A 16914-nucleotide genomic window follows, 5' to 3' on the forward strand; every position below is an offset into this window, starting at 1 on the left:
TATGACCCTGCAAGTTTTCTGAAGTTCTGGTGACAGGTCAGGAAGAGAAGGTTGAACACAAAGACGCCGTGAACCCATCCCTGGGGGCTTAGCTGCGACGTCCATGTCGCAGATACTTTGCTTATCATCCTTCTCTCCCTTCCCGTAAGCTTCAATATTGTCTGTTCAAATGGGGCTACACACTTCAAAATATTCTGATTCAAACCATTCAAACCATTCAAACCATTCAAACCATTCAAACCATTCAAACCATTCAAACCATTCAAACCATTCAAACCATTCAAACCATTCAAACCATTCAAGCCATTCAAATCATTCAAACCTCAAACTCACATCAGGCAACTAAACTCTTGCCACTCTTTAAAAATGAGCGCGGGCATCTGCCAGGCAAAACGACATTGTCAGACTGAATGATAACCGAAGAGTTTGTGTTGAATTGTGTGTCCACCAAACCACTCAACGATGCCAATGTTATTGGGTGGCGGCATAGAGCGCGTTAGCCGAGTGTATGCAGCAGGGATGCTGCATCCAAGCCTACAGGGACGTATTTACGGCGTCTCGGATAACGCGCTCTATGCTGACGCCTTACCACCGCAGCTGGTTTTGACCTTAGCAACGCGCTCTATGCTGACGCCTTACCACCGCAGCCGGTTTTGACCTTAGCAACGCGCGCTATGCTGACGCCGTACCACCGCAGCCGTCCTTGACGTTGCAGCCTCTGACCTTGGAGTCCTAACCACGCGCTCTATGCAAACAACCCTTCAAGCCTTGCTCTCTATCACCTCTTCGGTAGCCTCAGTTTCATTCTTCCCTACCATCAGCATTGTCAGCGTGAACGACAGGATTAACGCTATCGCTACGCCCATGAGCGCGAAGACAAAATAGGGGCCGATGTAGGCTGGCAAACTGAAAATGCTCGACAGGATATACCCGTATAACCGCACCCCAAAGAAGGCGATAAAAGCGGAGGCTAGCGAACTGGCAACCGTTGCGGCAATAAACGCTTTCTTGTAGCGGGTTAACACCCCAAACAGCGCCGGTTCAGTAATGCCTAACAGCGCTGAAATCGCCGCTGAAAGCACCACTGACTTCTCCTGCCGTGTCTTACAATGCAGCCAGATAGCGAAGGTGGAACCGGCAATGGCCATATTTGCCATAAACATCATCGGCATCAGCATGTCATAGCCGCGATCGGTGAAGTTCTGCAACGCAATCGGCGTCATGGCGTGATGCATTCCCGTCAGGATTGCCACCGGGCGAATTGCGCCGACCACCAGACCTGCAAAACTTGCGGAAATCCCAAATAATCCCTCTATGAACAAGGCCAGCAGTTTTCCCAGCCAAATCCCCAAGGGCCCAATCACTACCAGCGCTACCAATGCCGCGATAAACAGCGTCAGCGTGGGGGTGAAAACCGTCTTAAGCACGTCCGGCATAAACCGGTCTACCCAACGGTGAAGATAACTCAGCGCCAGAACCGAGAAAATAATCGGGATCACGCTGGAGGCGTAATTAAATACCGACACCGGGATCACGTTGAGAAAGTAAAATGCATCGACTGCACCAGGAGCATGACCGGCAAGCGCTTTGGCCGCTTCAATCAACGAGGGATACATCAAGCAGGCGGCTACAGCGGCAGCCAGATACTCATTGGTTTTGAACATCTTCGCGGCGGATATCGCCAGGAAAAACGGCAGGAAATAGAAGACTCCGCTGGCAATCAAATCAATCACCACCACCGTATCGCTCTTAGCCGAGATCACGTTCAGGGCAATCAATCCCGCCAACAGGCCTTTAATCATCCCGGCACCCGCTATCGCAGGCACAATCGGTCCAAAGACACCTGACACCGTATCCATAAACAACGAAATCAGCCCTTTTTTGGCTCTGCCAACGGCGGCTGTTGCTGGCTTATCGGCCGTTGGTGACAGCAGCGGCAAAATCTCCTGATACCAGTCATTCACCTTGGGGCCAATAATAATCTGAAACTGATCGCTCTGGATCTGGGCGCCTAATACGCCTGGCAACGCTTTAATCTCTGCCTGATCTATTTTTGTCTTATCAACCAGATCAAATCGCAGGCGGGTCATGCAGTGCCAGACTTTATTTATATTTTCGGCTCCACCAACCAGCTCAATTATCTTTTGACTTGTTGCGGTAATTCCCATCAACCCTGCTCCTGAAACGATCGGCTATTCCAGGCGAAATAGTAGAGAAACCCTCAGGCTAAAACAAACCAATAAAAGTTGATTTGGCTCACACTTCGCTACCTAAAGCCACTAAAGGAGAGGGTAATGGATAATTGGTCTGGTTTTTATCGATAATACTCCTGCTTTCCAGACCAAAAAAAGGGGGTAAAAAAAGGGTTTACGCCAGCCAGTAAATAGCGCCATAGTATTGCCCATTAACCGGGGTAAGCCTCTTCAGTGACCACCTGATCCAAACCGGAGCCTATTTGAATGTCACCCACGCTGATTAAAAATATTGAATGTTTTATCACTAAACCCGATCGCCATAATTTAATTGTGGTCCGGGTGACGACGGATAAAAACATTATTGGTTATGGCTGCGCTACGTTTCAGCAACGTCCCTTAGCGGTGAAAACCCTGGTGGAAGAGTATCTTAAGCCGCTGCTGATTGGCCGTGATGCTAATGCAATAGAAGATCTCTGGCAGATGATGATGGTCAATGCCTACTGGCGGAATGGCCCGGTGATCAATAATGCCGTTTCCGGCGTGGATATGGCGTTGTGGGATATTAAAGGGCAGCTGGCTGGCATGCCGCTTTATCAACTCTTCGGGGGTAAATCGAAAGATGCTATTGCTGTTTACAGCCACGCTTCTGACGAAACCCTTGAAGGTCTTTATCCCCAGATTGATAAATTACTCGCCGCTGGACATCGCCATATTCGTTGTCAGCTGGGCTTTTACGGCGGCACGCCAGAAGGTATGCACGCCACTCGTGAACCCTCTCCCGGCGCTTACTATGACCAGGATCAGTATATGGCCAACACCGTGGCGATGTTCAAAGCGCTACGGGAAAAGTACGGCAACCAGTTCCATATCCTGCACGATGTTCATGAACGGCTGTTCCCACAACAGGCCATCCAGTTTGCCAAAGCGGTAGAGCCTTATCAGCCGTACTTTATCGAAGATATCGTCTCGCCGCAGCAATCTGGCTGGCTTGAGCAGGTTCGGGCTCACTCCTGTGTCCCACTGGCGCTTGGCGAGCTGTTTAATAATCCGGCTGAATGGCACGACTTAGTCGTCAACCGGCGCATTGATTTTATCCGCTGCCATGTGTCTCAGTTAGGGGGAATTACCCCAGCGCTGAAACTCGCAGTTCTTTGTCAGGCCTTTGGCGTGAGGCTTGCCTGGCACGGACCACCGGATATGACGCCAATCGGCGCGGCGGTGAATACCCATCTGAATATTCACCTGCACAACGCCGCTATTCAGGAGTTCAATCCTTATGGCGCCAATACACTGAAAGTCTTTCCGCAGGCCGCTCAGGCGGAGCAGGGTTACCTCTATCCCATTGACCGGCCTGGCATTGGTGTCGGGTTTGAACAGCAGGCAGCTGAAGCCTTTCCGGTAGAGTATCGCCCGCATGAATGGACACAAAGTCGCCTGCCAAATGGCGCAATGCATACGCCTTAGCCTGGCGTCTGGCGGAAGGTCAGGCTGTCGTGATTGAACGGAATGACGTAGGTGCAGTTGTAATGGATATCTACCACCTCGCTGATCTCAAACACGCGGCCGCCTTCCAGAATTCCCCGGCTGTTGATCTGCATCGCAGGAATGCCCTTTTTACATCCCAGCAAAGTTGCCTGCTCTTTACTGATTGCCACCGCCTGATAACTGGTCAGCAGATGCGAAATTCGGAACCCACGGCTTAACACGTATTTTTGCAGTGAACTCTCAATAATCTGCTGATTCAGATCGGGGAAATCCGCTACCGGCAGCTTTGAAACCTCAATCTGTACCCGCACATTGTCCACGTAACGTACCCGGCAAAACTGCCAGATCCACGCCTCCGCAGCCAGGCCAAATACCTGACGCTCTTCCTTATCGGGCAGCTTTTTATGCAGGCTAATCAGCTTAAAGCCAATCTGGTCGAAACGCTTTTCGGTGATCGAGTTATACACCAGGGGATTGCTGCGGGCGCGCTCGCTGATATAGATGCCAGAACCTTGCACCACATTTACCACGCCAATGCTCACCAGCTTCTCCAGAGCCTGGCGGATGGTAAAGCGGGACACACCATACTCTTCCGCCAGTTGCCGCTCTGGTGGCAGCTTTCGCTGGGCCGGATCGTGCTGTTGATAGATTTTGCTCAGCAGGTCCTGAGTCACAAAGTCTTTCTTTTTCATCGCGCTGCCACCACTCACTTGGGATGACTACTATACCTCAACGGACTTTTTCTTCGGCAGAGAAAGAATCAGATGAGTGACCACGCCGCCGACCAGCCCCCAGAACGCGGCACCCACGCCCAGTAAACTCAACCCGGACGCGGTAATCAGGAAGGTAATTACCGCCGCTTCTCGTTGTTTCTCATCGGCCAGCGCTCGTTGCAGGCTGCCGGCAATAGTACCCAACAGCGCCAGGCCAGCTATGGTGTGGATCAACGCGGGCGGCAATGCACTGAACAGTTGGCCGATGGCCCCACCAAATAACCCTGCCAGCAGGTAGAAAAATCCGGCACAGGCCGCACCCCAATAACGCCTTTGGGGATCGGCATGCACATCAGGGCCCATACAGATAGCGGCGGTGATGGCGGCTATACACACCGAGAAGCCGCCAAAGGGCGCAAGAAGCAGAGACGCTAAGCCGGTCCAGCTCATCAACGGAGAAATGGGAACCTGATAACCGGCGGCCTTTAACGTTGCGATGCCGGGCGCATTTTGCGAAGCCATGGTCACCACAAAAAACGGAATGCCGATCCCCAATAGGGTTGATAGGGTGAACTGGGGCGCAATAAACTGCGGCAGCGTAAAGCTCACTGGCTGGTGGGAGAAGTGAATCTCTCCGCTAAACCCGGCAACCAGCAGGCCTGTGATAAGCGTCAGCACAATGGCGTAGCGGGGCAGATAACGTTTCGCCAGCAGATAAGCCAGACACATACTGGCCGTCAGCGGAAAGTTGAGTTTAAGGGCGCCAAAGGCATCCAGACCAAAACGCAGCAGGATCCCGGCGAGCATTGCGGCAGAAATGGCCTGCGGGATAAAGTTCATCAACCTCGCAAACAGGCCGGTGACGCCACTGAGGAAAATCAGCCCTGAGGCAAAGATAAAGATGCCGATCGCTTCGGCAATCGGCGTACCTGGCAGGCTGGTGACCAGCAATGCTGCGCCAGGTGTTGACCAGGCTGTCAGAATGGGCGCACGGTAGTAGAGCGAAAGTCCCAGCGACGTGACGCCCATTGCCAGCCCAAGCATACTCAGCCAGCCGCCAATTTGCAGTTCAGAAGCGCCAGCGGCTCCGGCAGCCTGAAAAATGATCGCCGCAGAACTGGTATAGCCCACTAATACTGCAACAAATCCCGCAATTACAGCCGGGAAGGTCAGATGTCGAAAAGAAAAGGGCGGGCGCATAGCGAGATCCTGATTGTACGTTATAACGCACAAGCTACCACTGTGCGTTATAACGTACAAGCGCTATACTGAGCGCGGGACTGACTGGAGGAACAATGGAACCTGACCTTGGACAAACGTTGAAATCACTGCGAACCTCGCGCGAATGGAGCCTGGCTCTGGCTGCGGAGCAGACCGGCGTCAGTAAAGCCATGCTCGGGCAAATTGAACGAGGGGAATCCAGCCCAACGGTGGCCACCCTGTGGAAAATTGCCACTGGCTTCAACGTCCCGTTCTCAGTGTTTATCTCAGCTTCCACTCCACCTTCTTCGGCAGCAGCGCAGCGCAGCGGATCGATTGCCAGCTGGCGGCCGCAAAGTGGCAGTATGCAGGTCACGCCCTTATTTCCTTTCGATCAGCAGTTAGGATTCGATGTGCTGACCATCGAGCTGGCTGCTGGTGCTTCCAGCGACTCTTCTGCACACGACCTTGGGGTGATTGAACATGTGATAGTGCTAAGCGGGACGTTGATGCTCCAGGTTAACGACAGGTGGCACAGCTTGCAGACCGGTGAAGGATTGCGTTTTCAGGCCGACTCTCCGCACAGCTATCGCAATGACACCGATCGGGCGGTGCACTTCCAAAGCCTGATCCATTATCCCAAACACCGTTAAAAATACGCCAAATGACCTAACAGCCGCTTAACTTGCCGCTGGAGTGATTTGGAGCAATATTCTTAGTGCTGAGGTTTCACATACTAAGCATTCGCATTCAGAAGGAAGGCAGATGAATAACTTACTCGATCGCTTCTTAAACTATGTCTCTTATGACACGCAGTCGAAAAGTGCCGCGCGTCATGTCCCCAGCACGGAAGGGCAGTGGCAGTTAGCTCGGGTGCTACAGGAAGAGTTAACCACTCTGGGGCTGAGTGAGATTACCCTCAGCGAGCACGGCATTTTGATGGCCACGCTGCCCGCCAACGTAGACTGGGACGTGCCAACGATTGGCTTTATTTCGCATATGGACACTTCGCCGGACTTCACCGCGAAACACGTTAATCCGCAAATTGTTGAAAACTATCGCGGTGGCGATATCGCACTGGGCATCGGCGATGAAATTTTATCGCCAGTGATGTTCCCGGTGTTGCATAACCTGATAGGTCATACGCTGATCACTACGGACGGCAAAACGTTACTGGGAGCGGATGACAAAGCGGGCGTGGCCGAAATCATGACGGCGATGGCTCAGCTGAAAGCGGACAATGTTCCGCACGGTAAAATCCGCGTTGCCTTTACCCCTGACGAAGAGATTGGCAAAGGCACCAGCTGTTTTGATGTCGCGGCGTTCGGCGCGCAATGGGCTTATACCGTTGATGGTGGCGGAATGGGCGAGTTCGAATATGAGAACTTTAATGCCGCTTCTGCCACGGTCAAAATCACCGGTAACAACGTCCATCCGGGCACGGCTAAAAATGTGATGGTCAATGCGCTGGATCTGGCCATGCGTTTCCATGCGGCGATGCCGGAAAAAGAAGTGCCTGAACATACCTCGGGCTACGAAGGTTTTTACCATTTGCACAGCATTAAAGGCAGCGTGGATAAAGCGGAGTTGCACTACATCATCCGTGATTTTGATTTTGACAGCTTCACGGCCCGCAAGCAGCTGATGGCGGAGCTTGCGGCAAAACACAGCAAAAACCTGCAGGCCGGTTGCCATATTGAGGTGCAAATCGAAGACAGCTATTTCAATATGCGTGAAAAGGTAGAAGCCCATCCGCACATTGTCGACTTGGCGCTGCAGGCGATGCGTGAATGCGATATTGAACCGGAAGTGAAGCCTATTCGCGGCGGCACCGATGGCGCGGCGTTATCCTTCAAAGGATTACCTTGTCCGAATCTGTTTACCGGCGGATATAACTATCACGGTAAGCACGAGTTTGCCTCGCTGGATAATATGGAAAAAGCGGTGACGGTGATCATGCGGATTGCCGCATTAACGGCAGAAAAGGCAAAATAAGCGATCAAAAAAGGCCGATAAGCGATCGGCCTGATAGTCGAGAAGAAGCCCTGAATAATCAGGGCTTTTTTGATTACTCTTCGTCGCCGAAGTACCAGTAACCGCAGTTCACCAGCGCCGCCAGTTGGGCAAGGAACGAGGGATCGTCCAGTGCTTCACCCAGATCTTCTGCACCCAACAGATGCAGGTTCGCTATCGCTGTAAGGGCTGCACGGTGTGGCGATTCCATCTGCTCGCCATTTACAAACACCGCAGGACCGATAGTCAACACACGCAGACCGCCAAGACGGGTCAACTTGTCGCCCTGTTGCAGCGCATCGTAAATCTCATCGGGCTGATACGGGGGTTCTGGCGGAGCCACATCCAGCTCATGACGGGATTGCGAAATAAACTCACCAAACCACTGATTGAAGTGTTCAGGCTGGTTGATCACGTCAATCATCATGGCGCGAATACCTTCCAGCTCTTCAGGCAGAATTTCTGCTTTGTGTTCACGCGCTGGCACATCTGGATCGCTGAAGCGGTGGCTGCCCAGTTCACGGGCAATGGCAAAGTCAGCAAAGCCGCTGATCAGCTCGCGTCCGCTTGGCGCACGGAAACCAACAGAGTAGTTGATGGCGTTTTCCAGCGAGTAGCCTTCGTGCGGGAATCCCGGTGGAATATACAGAATGTCGCCAGGTTCCATCTCTTCATCAATGATCGCTTCAAACGGCTCAACCTGCAGCAGATCCGGATGCGGGCAATGCTGTTTCAACGGCACTTTATCGCCCACGCGCCAGCGGCGGCGGCCAGTTCCCTGAATAATAAAGACATCGTACTGATCGAAGTGTGGGCCCACGCCGCCGCCAGGGACAGAGAAGGAGATCATCAGATCGTCAGTACGCCAGTCCGGCAGGAAGCTGAACGGGCGCATCAGGGCAGCAGAAGGCTCGTGCCAGTGATCGACGGCCTGAACCAGCAGTGACCAGTTGTTCTCACCAAGGTGATCGAAACTCTCGAACGGACCGTGGCTGACCTGCCATTTTCCGTCCTGATGGCTGACCAGACGGCTGTCGACTTCGTTTTCCATCGCCAGCCCGGCGAGTTCGTCTGGGGAGATCGGGTCAACGAAATTTTTGAAGCCACGTTTGAGCACTACCGGACGTTTCTGCCAGTAGCGCTGAATAAATTCGGGGCAGTTGAGATCGAGTTGATAATCCATGGTGGGAGTTCCTGAAACGCTGAATTTATTCGATTATAACAGCGCCGGGCGGGGTCGGGGTAACCCATTTGCTCAGCGCTGCTCAGGGAAGTGGCGGTTGTCACTATTCGTCGGTATGCAACACTTCCTGACGCTTGAAAATGACTTCCATCCGCGCGCCACCCAACTCGCTGGTGGAAGCGATAATGTCACCGTCGTACTGTTCGAGAATATCTCTGGCTACTGCCAAACCCAGTCCCTGACCCGGTCGCAAAGTGTCGGCTCGCTGACCACGGATAAAGATCAGGTCCCGTTTGCTTTCCGGGATGCCTGGGCCATCATCCTCAACAATCAGAAGCAGCTCATCTTCCGTCTGCCGCACGCTGATTTCGACAAACTCCAGGCAATACTTGCAGGCGTTATCCAGCACGTTGCCCATCACTTCCATCAGATCGTTATGCTCACCAACAAAGGTCAGCTCGGGAGAGATATCCAGCGTCAGCACCACGCCCTTGCGCTGATAAACCTTATTCAACGCCGAGCAAAGGCTGTCCAGCAAGGCTGGCACAGAATGCAGCTCACGCTTCAGGACATTATGGTCGGCCCGCATGCTGGCGCGATGCAGGTAATAACCAATTTGTTGTGAGATGCGGCTGATCTGCTCAAGCATGATCGGCTCAGCCTGTTCAATCGACAGATTCTGGCCGCCACGCAGTGAACGTAAGGTGGTTTGCAGCACTGCCAGCGGGGTTTTCAGGCTGTGCGTTAAATCACTGAGCGTGGTGCGGTAGCGGGTGTAGCGTTGCCGCTCGTTATCCAGCAGCAAGTTCAGGTTACGCACCAGGCTTTTTAATTCCTGCGGTGGGCGGGGATCAAGCGTGTCTCGTACGCCGCCTTCCAGTTCGCGAACCTGCGCTGCCAGCGTGCCAATCGGGCGCAGACTCCAGTGTGCAGCCAGCCACAGCAGCGGGATCACCAGCAGCAGATTCACCAGCAGCACATAACTGAACCAGGACCAAACCACGTCTGAATGCTGCAACTCCTGCGGAATGGTATCGACAACCACTATTGTCAACGCAGGAAGGTTCGGTGTGGCTTCATACCGGTTAACCGCCACCGAGTGGGTGAAGGTGTCGTTATTGTCATCGTCGTAAGCCGTCAGCTTGTTCTGCGCTTCAGGGTTATTCCCCAGCGCCTGACGGCTGGTGCTGTTATCGGTATCGATCTCATAGAAATCGGAGCTTTTCAGCCATTCGCGCTTAATCTTATCGCGGATCTCAGGCACGTCACGCAGTTGCCACAGCAGCTTGCCTTTCTCGTTATAGATATAGACCAGCGTTGGGAAATTCAGCGAGACACGCTCGGGCTGGGCGATGGTTAATTTACCGTCCTGCCACTGAGCGAGGGTGAAGAATAAATTGCTTTCGCCACGCATCACCCGATAGGTATTTTTATCGAAGCTCATCACATAGCCAACCACCGCCACCATCCCGTAAGAAAGCGACAGGATCAGCACTACGGCAGCCGTGGCTACCAGGAAGCGGGCGCGGAGCGAGAAGGGCGTTTTGGGGCGAAAGTCTGGCATGTTGTTATAAATCGAACCTGTAACCCTGGCCGCGAACGGTAGTGATCACTTCCAGCGGATGCTGGGCCTGCATTTTCTTGCGCAGACGCCCCATCAGCACGTCGATGGTGTGGCTTTCACGCAGTTCAGCATCGGGATAGAGCTGCAGCATCAGCGAGTCTTTGCTGACGACTTTGCCGGCATTGCGGATCAGCGTTTCAATAATCGTATATTCAAACGCGGTCAGCTTAATTTGCTGGTCGTTAATGGTCAGCTCACGGCGTGAGAGATCGACCTGGAAAGGGGCGAACGAAATAATTTGCGACGCCAGGCCGCTGTTACGGCGCATCAGCGCCTGCATGCGGGCGACAACTTCTTCAATATGGAAAGGTTTGGTGACGTAATCATCGGCACCGGCTTCCAGCGCTTCAACCTTGGCCTGCCAGCCTTCACGAGCGGTCAGCACCAGAATCGGCTGCTTAACATCTTCGCTGCGCCAGCGGCGGATCAACGCCATCCCATCTTCATCAGGCAGGCCTAAGTCAACCAGAGTGATATCCGGCGTGTGTTCGTTGAGGAAATAGTCGGCTTCTTTGGCATCTTCAGCGGCATCAACCTGATGGCCCATATCGCGCAGCTGTACGGCGAGATGGTGACGAAGCAGTTGATTATCTTCCACAACCAGTACGCGCATAATTTATCCTTTCTGTCTGACAGGGTTACGGCCCAGAGCCTTAGTGTAAGTCTTTGCAGAGTATAGGTGAAAGCAGATAAACAGCAGGTTAACGCGGGCCGACTAGCGCCGGCCCGAAAGGCAGGAATTACTTAAGATCGTCGACCATCTGAATAGCGCGGCCGATGTAGTTAGCCGGGGTCATCAGTTTCAGGCGGGTTTTCTCTTCTTCCGGCAGCGCCAGACTGTCGATAAACTCTTTCATTCCGGCGGCATCCACACGCTTGCCACGGGTCAGCTCTTTCAGCTTCTCGTAAGGCTTTTCGATGCCATAACGGCGCATCACGGTCTGGATTGGCTCCGCCAGCACTTCCCAGTTGTGGTCCAGCTCGTCCAGCAGACGATCGCGGTTCACTTCCAGTTTGGAGATGCCCTTCAACGTGGACTGATAAGCGATGACCGCATAGCCAACACCGACACCGAGGTTACGCAGCACGGTGGAGTCAGTAAGGTCGCGCTGCCAGCGGGAAACAGGCAGTTTGCTGGCCAGATGCTGCATCATGGCATTCGCCAGACCCAGGTTGCCTTCAGAGTTTTCGAAGTCAATTGGGTTCACTTTATGCGGCATGGTAGAAGAGCCGATTTCGCCAGCAATGGTTTTCTGCTTGAAGTGGTTCAGCGCGATATAGCCCCAGACATCACGGTCGAAGTCGATCAAGATGGTGTTGAAGCGGGCGATACAGTCAAACAGTTCTGCGATGTAGTCGTGCGGCTCGATCTGCGTGGTGTACGGGTTCCAGGTGATGCCCAGACCAGTGACAAAGCTTTCGCTCAGTTCATGCCAGTCCACTTCCGGGTAAGCGGCGATGTGAGCGTTGTAGTTCCCTACGGCACCGTTGATTTTACCCAGCATTTCGATGCGTTCCAGCTGACGAAGCTGACGCTCAAAACGGTAGGCCACGTTGGCCATCTCTTTTCCAAGCGTGGAAGGCGTTGCTGGCTGTCCATGGGTACGGGAAAGCAGAGGAATGTCGCGGTACTGTACGGCCAGATCTTTCACGGCGGTGATGATCTGGTTCCAGTAAGGAACGATCACTTCACGGCGCGCCGTTTCCAGCATCAATGCGTGGGACAGGTTGTTGATGTCTTCAGAAGTACAGGCGAAGTGGATGAACTCAGAAACGGCATGCAGCGCGGCGTTTGGCTCCACTTTCTCTTTCAGGAAGTACTCAACTGCCTTCACATCATGGTTGGTGGTGCGCTCGATGGTTTTGATGCGGGCGGCATCATCCACGCTGAAGTTGCTGACAATCGCATCAAGGAAAGCGTTTGCGTCGGCATCAAATGCAGGAACTTCCTTGATCTCTGCGCAGGCGGCCAGTTTCTGTAACCAGCGAACTTCGACTTCCACGCGGAATTTCAGCAAGCCGTATTCGCTGAAGATGCCGCGCAACGGGGTGACTTTGTCGCCATAACGGCCATCAACGGGTGAGACGGCAGTCAGAGAGGATAATTCCATCAGTGCAACTCCTGGATCGGTTAACGAATTAAAGTGAAGACTCGGGCATACGGGACAGCATTTGCTTCGCCTCAGCGGCGAGGCGATTGCGTGAAAACATTAACTGCAGACGCCCACCGCCAACCTGGTGCCACAGTACCGCAGAGCGGATACCGGCAAGCAGCGTAGCGCGAACTTTGCTTTGAATCTGCGCGTTCTGCAACACGGCTGGCGAGCCGGTGACCTGAATGCGCGGTCCAAGCGGGCTAATCACATCCACATAGATGGCAGCCATGGCGCTCAGCAGTGTTTCGGAATCTAACTCATAATGCGCCAGCTGGCGGTCCAACTGACTGACTCGCTGCGAAAGGTCGTTCAGCGCACTCTTATTGGCGCTGAGCTTACGCTCCAGCACCATCATACTCAGCGTGTAACGGGTAAGCTCCGCACCGGCACCGTGGCGGCTGCTGCTGTTTAACACGGCCAGCAGCGACTCAAGGCCAAAGCGCAGATTTGCCTCGTCATTACCGTAAACCGCCAGTGTTGAAGCCGGATTAAGATCGACCACGCTTTGCAGCGAGGTTTTCAACGGCTCAGCCGGACAGTGGCCCTGATGCGCCAGCTGCTGAACCAGATGAGCAGACTGGCAAATACCCGCGAGGGCCAGCGTAATATCGTAATAATTCTTCGCCACGGTAACTCCTGTAATTCCCCTTCTTCAGGGGTTACGCCAGTATGCTGTTATCTTCTTATGCAGGGCAGGCCGCTCGCTTAAATCAGCGGCGTACGTGCTTCGATAATTCCGCCACCCAGGCAAAGTTCATCAATGTAAAACACCGCAGACTGGCCGGGCGTGACAGCGGCAACCGGCTCATCAAAGCGGACGTCAATCCGATCTTCGCCCAATGGCGTTACGGTGCAAGGAATATCTGCCTGGCGGTAACGGGTTTTGACCGTGCAGCGCAACGGTGCTTTCAGGATTTCGCGGTCAACCCAGTGCAGCTGCTGTGCGACTAACCCAACAGACATCAGGCGAGGGTGCTCGTGTCCCTGGGCGACCACCAGCACGTTATTGGCGACATCTTTGTCGACCACGTACCACGGCTCTTCGCTGCCTGCTTTGGTGCCGCCAATGCCTAATCCTTTACGCTGACCCAGCGTATGGTACATCAGGCCCTGATGTTCACCGACAACTTCCCCTTCGGCATTTAAAATTGGGCCTGGCTGAGCCGGTAAATAGCGCCCCAGGAAGTCCCGGAATTTACGTTCACCGATAAAACAGATGCCGGTAGAGTCTTTCTTTTTGGCGGTGATCAGCTCAAGTTCTTCGGCAATCCGGCGAACTTCAGGTTTTGCCAGCTCGCCAACCGGGAACAGGCTTTGCGCGATCTGCTCGTGTCCAAGGGTGTAGAGGAAGTAGCTCTGGTCTTTATTGTCGTCCAGGCCGCGCAGCAGACGGCTTTTGCCCTCCACATCCTGGCGGCGAACATAGTGACCGGTAGCAATGAAGTCTGCGCCCAAATCTTCGGCCGCAAACTCCAGGAAGGCTTTGAATTTGATCTCTTTGTTGCAGAGAATATCCGGGTTTGGGGTGCGTCCGGCTTTGTACTCTTCAAGGAAGTGTTCAAAGACGTTATCCCAGTATTCGGCAGCAAAGTTTACCGTGTGCAGATAAATGCCTAATTTGTCGCAGACCGCCTGCGCATCAGCAAGATCTTCTGCGGCGGTACAGTATTCCTCACCGTCGTCCTCTTCCCAGTTCTTCATAAACAGGCCTTCAACCTGATAGCCCTGCTGTTGCAGTAACCAGGCGGAAACCGAGGAGTCAACACCGCCGGACATCCCGACGATCACTTTTTTCTGGCTTAGAGACATGAGAAATACCCGACTTTAGTGGCAGTTAAAGGCTGCCCTGTAAAATTGCGGCATAGTCTACCACGCGTCTGCCGCGGGCGCATCCTCGCTAAAATGCCATTGAAATGCGCTTAACACCTCAAGCGGGTAGCGCGGACCTTGCTGATAAATCAGGATACTTTCCGCAACCAGTGGAGAACGTAGCTTTTTCGCCGTCAGGATCTCCTCCGGCGGCAGCCACCAGCAGCGATCGATATCGCGATCCTGCGGGTAAGTGGGCAGCACTTTCGGTAAATCCAGCGCGAACAGGAAGCGCAAAAACGGCGTATTATCCGGCGCTATCCACTGATGCAGCCGCAAAAAAGCCTGAGGAACGCCTTCAAGCCCGGTCTCCTCATACAGTTCACGTACAGCGGCCTGCAGCAACGTTTCGTTGGCTTCAAGATGCCCGGCAGGCTGATTCCAGGTTGCTCGTCCTCTTACCATCTCTTCCACTACCAAAAATTGCCCTTCGGCTTGCACAACGGTGGCAACGGTGACGTGGGGTTTGAACATGGCTGACTCCTTGCTAAAAGTGGCTTAAAGAGGAAACTCGGCGGTGACATCTCGCCATTCGCCTGGCAGTAAATCCTGCAGCATCTGCGTGCCCATAGCAAAACGAATTAAGCGCAGGGTAGGGAAGCCAATCTGTGCCGTCATCCTCCTGACCTGCCGGTTACGCCCTTCGTATAAAGTGATCTTTATCCAGCTGGTGGGAATGGCTTTGCGCTCGCGAATCGGCGGATTGCGCGGCCATAACCAGTCGGGTTCCGCCACTAACTCTGCGCCTGCGGGTAGGGTTGGGCCATCTTTCAGAATAATGCCATCCCGCAGCGCCTGAATATGGCTGTTATCAGGCACCCCTTCCACCTGAACATAGTAAATTTTCCCAGTGCGTTTTCCGGGTTGAGTCAGTGTTGCCTGCAACGCGCCATCGTTGGTCAGCACCATCAGCCCTTCGCTGTCGCGGTCCAGACGTCCGGCGGCGTAAACGCCGGCCACGGGAATAAAATCTTTTAACGTACTGCGTCCCGCTTCATCGCTGAACTGAGGCAGGACATCATAAGGTTTGTTAAAAATAATGATGCGGCGTGGACCTTTATCGACCTGACGGGCGGCAGAGGACGGGCTGAATCGTTTAACGCGGTGATTCTTAACGGAAGATTTTCGCATATGCTTTGCACTTTAAAACCATGAGCGCATTATACCGCAAACCGGAGATGATTGGCGCGACGTGAATATTCAAGTAGTATTGACGCGCATCTTACAAATCATTAACAAAAAAAGCGCTCGAAGGAGAGGTTAATGGAAAGCAAAGTAGTTGTTCCGGCGGAAGGTCAGAAAATCACCCTGGCGAATGGAAAACTGAACGTACCTAACAACCCTATCATCCCTTTTATCGAAGGTGACGGTATCGGTGTGGACGTTTCCCCAGTGATGATCAAAGTTGTCGATGCCGCTGTGCAGAAAGCTTATAACGGTGAGCGTAAAATTTCCTGGATGGAAATTTACACCGGTGAAAAATCGGTAGAGCTCTACGGTCAGGACGTTTGGTTGCCAGAAGAGACTCTGGACCTGATCAAAGAGTACCGCGTGGCTATCAAAGGCCCACTGACTACCCCAGTCGGCGGCGGTATTCGTTCCCTGAACGTGGCTCTGCGCCAGCAGCTTGATCTCTACATCTGCCTGCGCCCGGTGCGTTATTACACCGGCACACCAAGCCCGGTGAAACGTCCAGAAGAGACTGATATGGTCATCTTCCGTGAGAACTCCGAAGATATCTATGCAGGTATCGAATGGAAAGCCGGTTCTGCAGAAGCGGATAAAGTGATCAAGTTCCTGCGTGATGAAATGGGCGTGAAGAAAATTCGCTTCCCAGAGCAGTGCGGTATCGGCGTTAAGCCGTGTTCAGAAGCAGGCACCAAGCGCCTGGTTCGTGCTGCCATTGAGTACGCCATCACCAACGACCGTGACTCGCTGACGCTGGTTCACAAAGGCAACATCATGAAGTTCACCGAAGGTGCCTTCAAGGATTGGGGCTATCAGCTGGTGAAAGAAGAGTTCGGCGGTGAGCTGATCGACGGCGGCCCGTGGATGAAGATCAAGAACCCGACCACCGGCAAAGAGATCGTTGTTAAAGACGTGATCGCCGATGCGTTCCTGCAGCAGATCTTGCTGCGTCCGGCTGAGTATGACGTTATTGCCTGTATGAACCTGAACGGTGACTACATCTCCGACGCCCTGGCGGCGCAGGTTGGCGGTATCGGTATTGCTCCTGGTGCCAACATCGGTGACGAGTGTGCACTGTTCGAAGCTACCCACGGCACCGCGCCTAAGTATGCTGGTCAGGATAAAGTGAACCCAGGTTCAGTGATCCTGTCTGCAGAAATGATGCTGCGTCATATGGAATGGTTCGAAGCCGCAGACCTGATTGTTAAAGGCATGGAAGGCGCAATTGCTGCCAAAACCGTGACCTATGACTTTGAGCGTCTGATGGACGGCGCTAAGCTTCTGAAAT

Annotated in this window: 16 protein-coding genes; 4 read left to right on the forward strand and 12 right to left on the reverse strand. The window is 53.4% G+C overall.

Annotated elements, in window-relative coordinates; genetic code table 11:
• Together WCC56_RS00775 and WCC56_RS00780 are read right to left on the reverse strand one after the other, a co-directional pair.
• On the reverse strand, nucleotides 1–320 hold a 320-nt coding region (locus WCC56_RS00775; protein ID WP_424690533.1), incomplete at its 3' end, for a hypothetical protein.
• A 441-nt stretch (nucleotides 321–761) separates the two neighbouring features.
• Entirely contained in the window at nucleotides 762–2168 is a 1407-nt protein-coding gene (locus WCC56_RS00780; protein WP_424690534.1) for a PTS transporter subunit EIIC, read from the reverse strand.
• Nucleotides 2169–2459: 291 nt separating this feature from the next.
• Between WCC56_RS00780 and WCC56_RS00785 the strand changes: the two genes are divergently transcribed.
• Nucleotides 2460–3659: an enolase C-terminal domain-like protein gene (locus tag WCC56_RS00785; protein WP_424690535.1), complete on the forward strand. Its 1200-nt coding sequence runs from the start codon at nucleotides 2460–2462 to the stop codon at nucleotides 3657–3659.
• On the opposite strand, the gene WCC56_RS00790 is transcribed toward WCC56_RS00785, so the two are convergent.
• Nucleotides 3656–4372, reverse strand: a complete 717-nt coding sequence (locus WCC56_RS00790; protein WP_424690536.1) for a GntR family transcriptional regulator — start codon at nucleotides 4370–4372, stop codon at nucleotides 3656–3658. The two genes, WCC56_RS00785 and WCC56_RS00790, sit on opposite strands and share 4 nt — an antisense overlap.
• 30 nt (nucleotides 4373–4402) lie before the next feature.
• Nucleotides 4403–5593: a benzoate/H(+) symporter BenE family transporter gene (locus tag WCC56_RS00795; RefSeq protein WP_424690537.1), complete on the reverse strand. Its 1191-nt coding sequence runs from the start codon at nucleotides 5591–5593 to the stop codon at nucleotides 4403–4405.
• 95 nt (nucleotides 5594–5688) lie between these two features.
• On the opposite strand from WCC56_RS00795, the gene WCC56_RS00800 reads away from it, so the two are divergent.
• Complete coding sequence (locus tag WCC56_RS00800) at nucleotides 5689–6246, forward strand: helix-turn-helix domain-containing protein (protein ID WP_424690538.1); 558 nt, start codon at nucleotides 5689–5691, stop codon at nucleotides 6244–6246.
• Between the two features lie 112 nt (nucleotides 6247–6358).
• On the forward strand, nucleotides 6359–7588 hold the full coding sequence (pepT, locus tag WCC56_RS00805) for a peptidase T (RefSeq protein WP_424690539.1): 1230 nt from the start codon (nucleotides 6359–6361) through the stop codon (nucleotides 7586–7588).
• A gap of 73 nt (nucleotides 7589–7661) precedes the next feature.
• Here pepT and WCC56_RS00810 read toward each other — a convergent pair whose 3' ends face one another.
• The 8 genes from WCC56_RS00810 to rluE form a co-directional block, all read right to left on the reverse strand.
• Nucleotides 7662–8789: a JmjC domain-containing protein gene (locus WCC56_RS00810; protein WP_424690540.1), complete on the reverse strand. Its 1128-nt coding sequence runs from the start codon at nucleotides 8787–8789 to the stop codon at nucleotides 7662–7664.
• Nucleotides 8790–8892: 103 nt separating this feature from the next.
• Complete coding sequence (gene phoQ, locus WCC56_RS00815) at nucleotides 8893–10353, reverse strand: two-component system sensor histidine kinase PhoQ (RefSeq protein WP_424690541.1); 1461 nt, start codon at nucleotides 10351–10353, stop codon at nucleotides 8893–8895.
• Nucleotides 10354–10357: 4 nt separating this feature from the next.
• Nucleotides 10358–11026 carry a two-component system response regulator PhoP gene (gene phoP / locus WCC56_RS00820; RefSeq protein WP_424690542.1) on the reverse strand — a complete coding sequence of 223 codons (669 nt, stop codon included), beginning with the start codon at nucleotides 11024–11026 and terminating at the stop codon, nucleotides 10358–10360.
• Between the two features lie 127 nt (nucleotides 11027–11153).
• Nucleotides 11154–12524, reverse strand: a complete 1371-nt coding sequence (purB, locus tag WCC56_RS00825; RefSeq protein ID WP_424690543.1) for an adenylosuccinate lyase — start codon at nucleotides 12522–12524, stop codon at nucleotides 11154–11156.
• 28 nt (nucleotides 12525–12552) lie between these two features.
• Nucleotides 12553–13197, reverse strand: coding sequence for a high frequency lysogenization protein HflD (gene hflD, locus WCC56_RS00830; RefSeq protein ID WP_424690544.1), 645 nt, complete (start codon nucleotides 13195–13197; stop codon nucleotides 12553–12555).
• Nucleotides 13198–13274: 77 nt separating this feature from the next.
• The gene (mnmA, locus tag WCC56_RS00835; protein WP_424690545.1) at nucleotides 13275–14378 is read right to left on the reverse strand and encodes a tRNA 2-thiouridine(34) synthase MnmA; all 1104 of its coding nucleotides are present in this window, start codon (nucleotides 14376–14378) and stop codon (nucleotides 13275–13277) included.
• 57 nt (nucleotides 14379–14435) lie between these two features.
• Nucleotides 14436–14912 (reverse strand): NUDIX domain-containing protein, encoded by a 477-nt coding sequence (locus tag WCC56_RS00840; RefSeq protein WP_424690546.1) that lies wholly within the window; start codon nucleotides 14910–14912, stop codon nucleotides 14436–14438.
• A gap of 24 nt (nucleotides 14913–14936) precedes the next feature.
• Entirely contained in the window at nucleotides 14937–15569 is a 633-nt protein-coding gene (gene rluE, locus WCC56_RS00845) for a 23S rRNA pseudouridine(2457) synthase RluE (RefSeq protein WP_424690547.1), read from the reverse strand.
• 132 nt (nucleotides 15570–15701) lie between these two features.
• Here rluE and icd point away from each other — a divergent pair.
• Nucleotides 15702–16914: NADP-dependent isocitrate dehydrogenase (icd, locus tag WCC56_RS00850; RefSeq protein ID WP_424690548.1), on the forward strand; the 1213-nt coding region annotated here is incomplete at its 3' end.

Source organism: Erwinia sp. (assembly GCF_049696395.1).
Taxonomy (GTDB): Bacteria; Pseudomonadota; Gammaproteobacteria; order Enterobacterales; family Enterobacteriaceae; genus Erwinia.

Coding starts and splice junctions, on each gene's coding strand:
- WCC56_RS00780 (WP_424690534.1), bottom strand. CDS start 2,168: ATGGGAATTACCGCAACAAGTCAAAAGATAATTGAGCTGGTTGGTGGA.
- WCC56_RS00785 (WP_424690535.1), top strand. CDS start 2,460: ATGTCACCCACGCTGATTAAAAATATTGAATGTTTTATCACTAAACCC.
- WCC56_RS00790 (WP_424690536.1), bottom strand. CDS start 4,372: ATGAAAAAGAAAGACTTTGTGACTCAGGACCTGCTGAGCAAAATCTAT.
- WCC56_RS00795 (WP_424690537.1), bottom strand. CDS start 5,593: ATGCGCCCGCCCTTTTCTTTTCGACATCTGACCTTCCCGGCTGTAATT.
- WCC56_RS00800 (WP_424690538.1), top strand. CDS start 5,689: ATGGAACCTGACCTTGGACAAACGTTGAAATCACTGCGAACCTCGCGC.
- pepT (WP_424690539.1), top strand. CDS start 6,359: ATGAATAACTTACTCGATCGCTTCTTAAACTATGTCTCTTATGACACG.
- WCC56_RS00810 (WP_424690540.1), bottom strand. CDS start 8,789: ATGGATTATCAACTCGATCTCAACTGCCCCGAATTTATTCAGCGCTAC.
- phoQ (WP_424690541.1), bottom strand. CDS start 10,353: ATGCCAGACTTTCGCCCCAAAACGCCCTTCTCGCTCCGCGCCCGCTTC.
- phoP (WP_424690542.1), bottom strand. CDS start 11,026: ATGCGCGTACTGGTTGTGGAAGATAATCAACTGCTTCGTCACCATCTC.
- purB (WP_424690543.1), bottom strand. CDS start 12,524: ATGGAATTATCCTCTCTGACTGCCGTCTCACCCGTTGATGGCCGTTAT.
- mnmA (WP_424690545.1), bottom strand. CDS start 14,378: ATGTCTCTAAGCCAGAAAAAAGTGATCGTCGGGATGTCCGGCGGTGTT.
- WCC56_RS00840 (WP_424690546.1), bottom strand. CDS start 14,912: ATGTTCAAACCCCACGTCACCGTTGCCACCGTTGTGCAAGCCGAAGGG.
- rluE (WP_424690547.1), bottom strand. CDS start 15,569: ATGCGAAAATCTTCCGTTAAGAATCACCGCGTTAAACGATTCAGCCCG.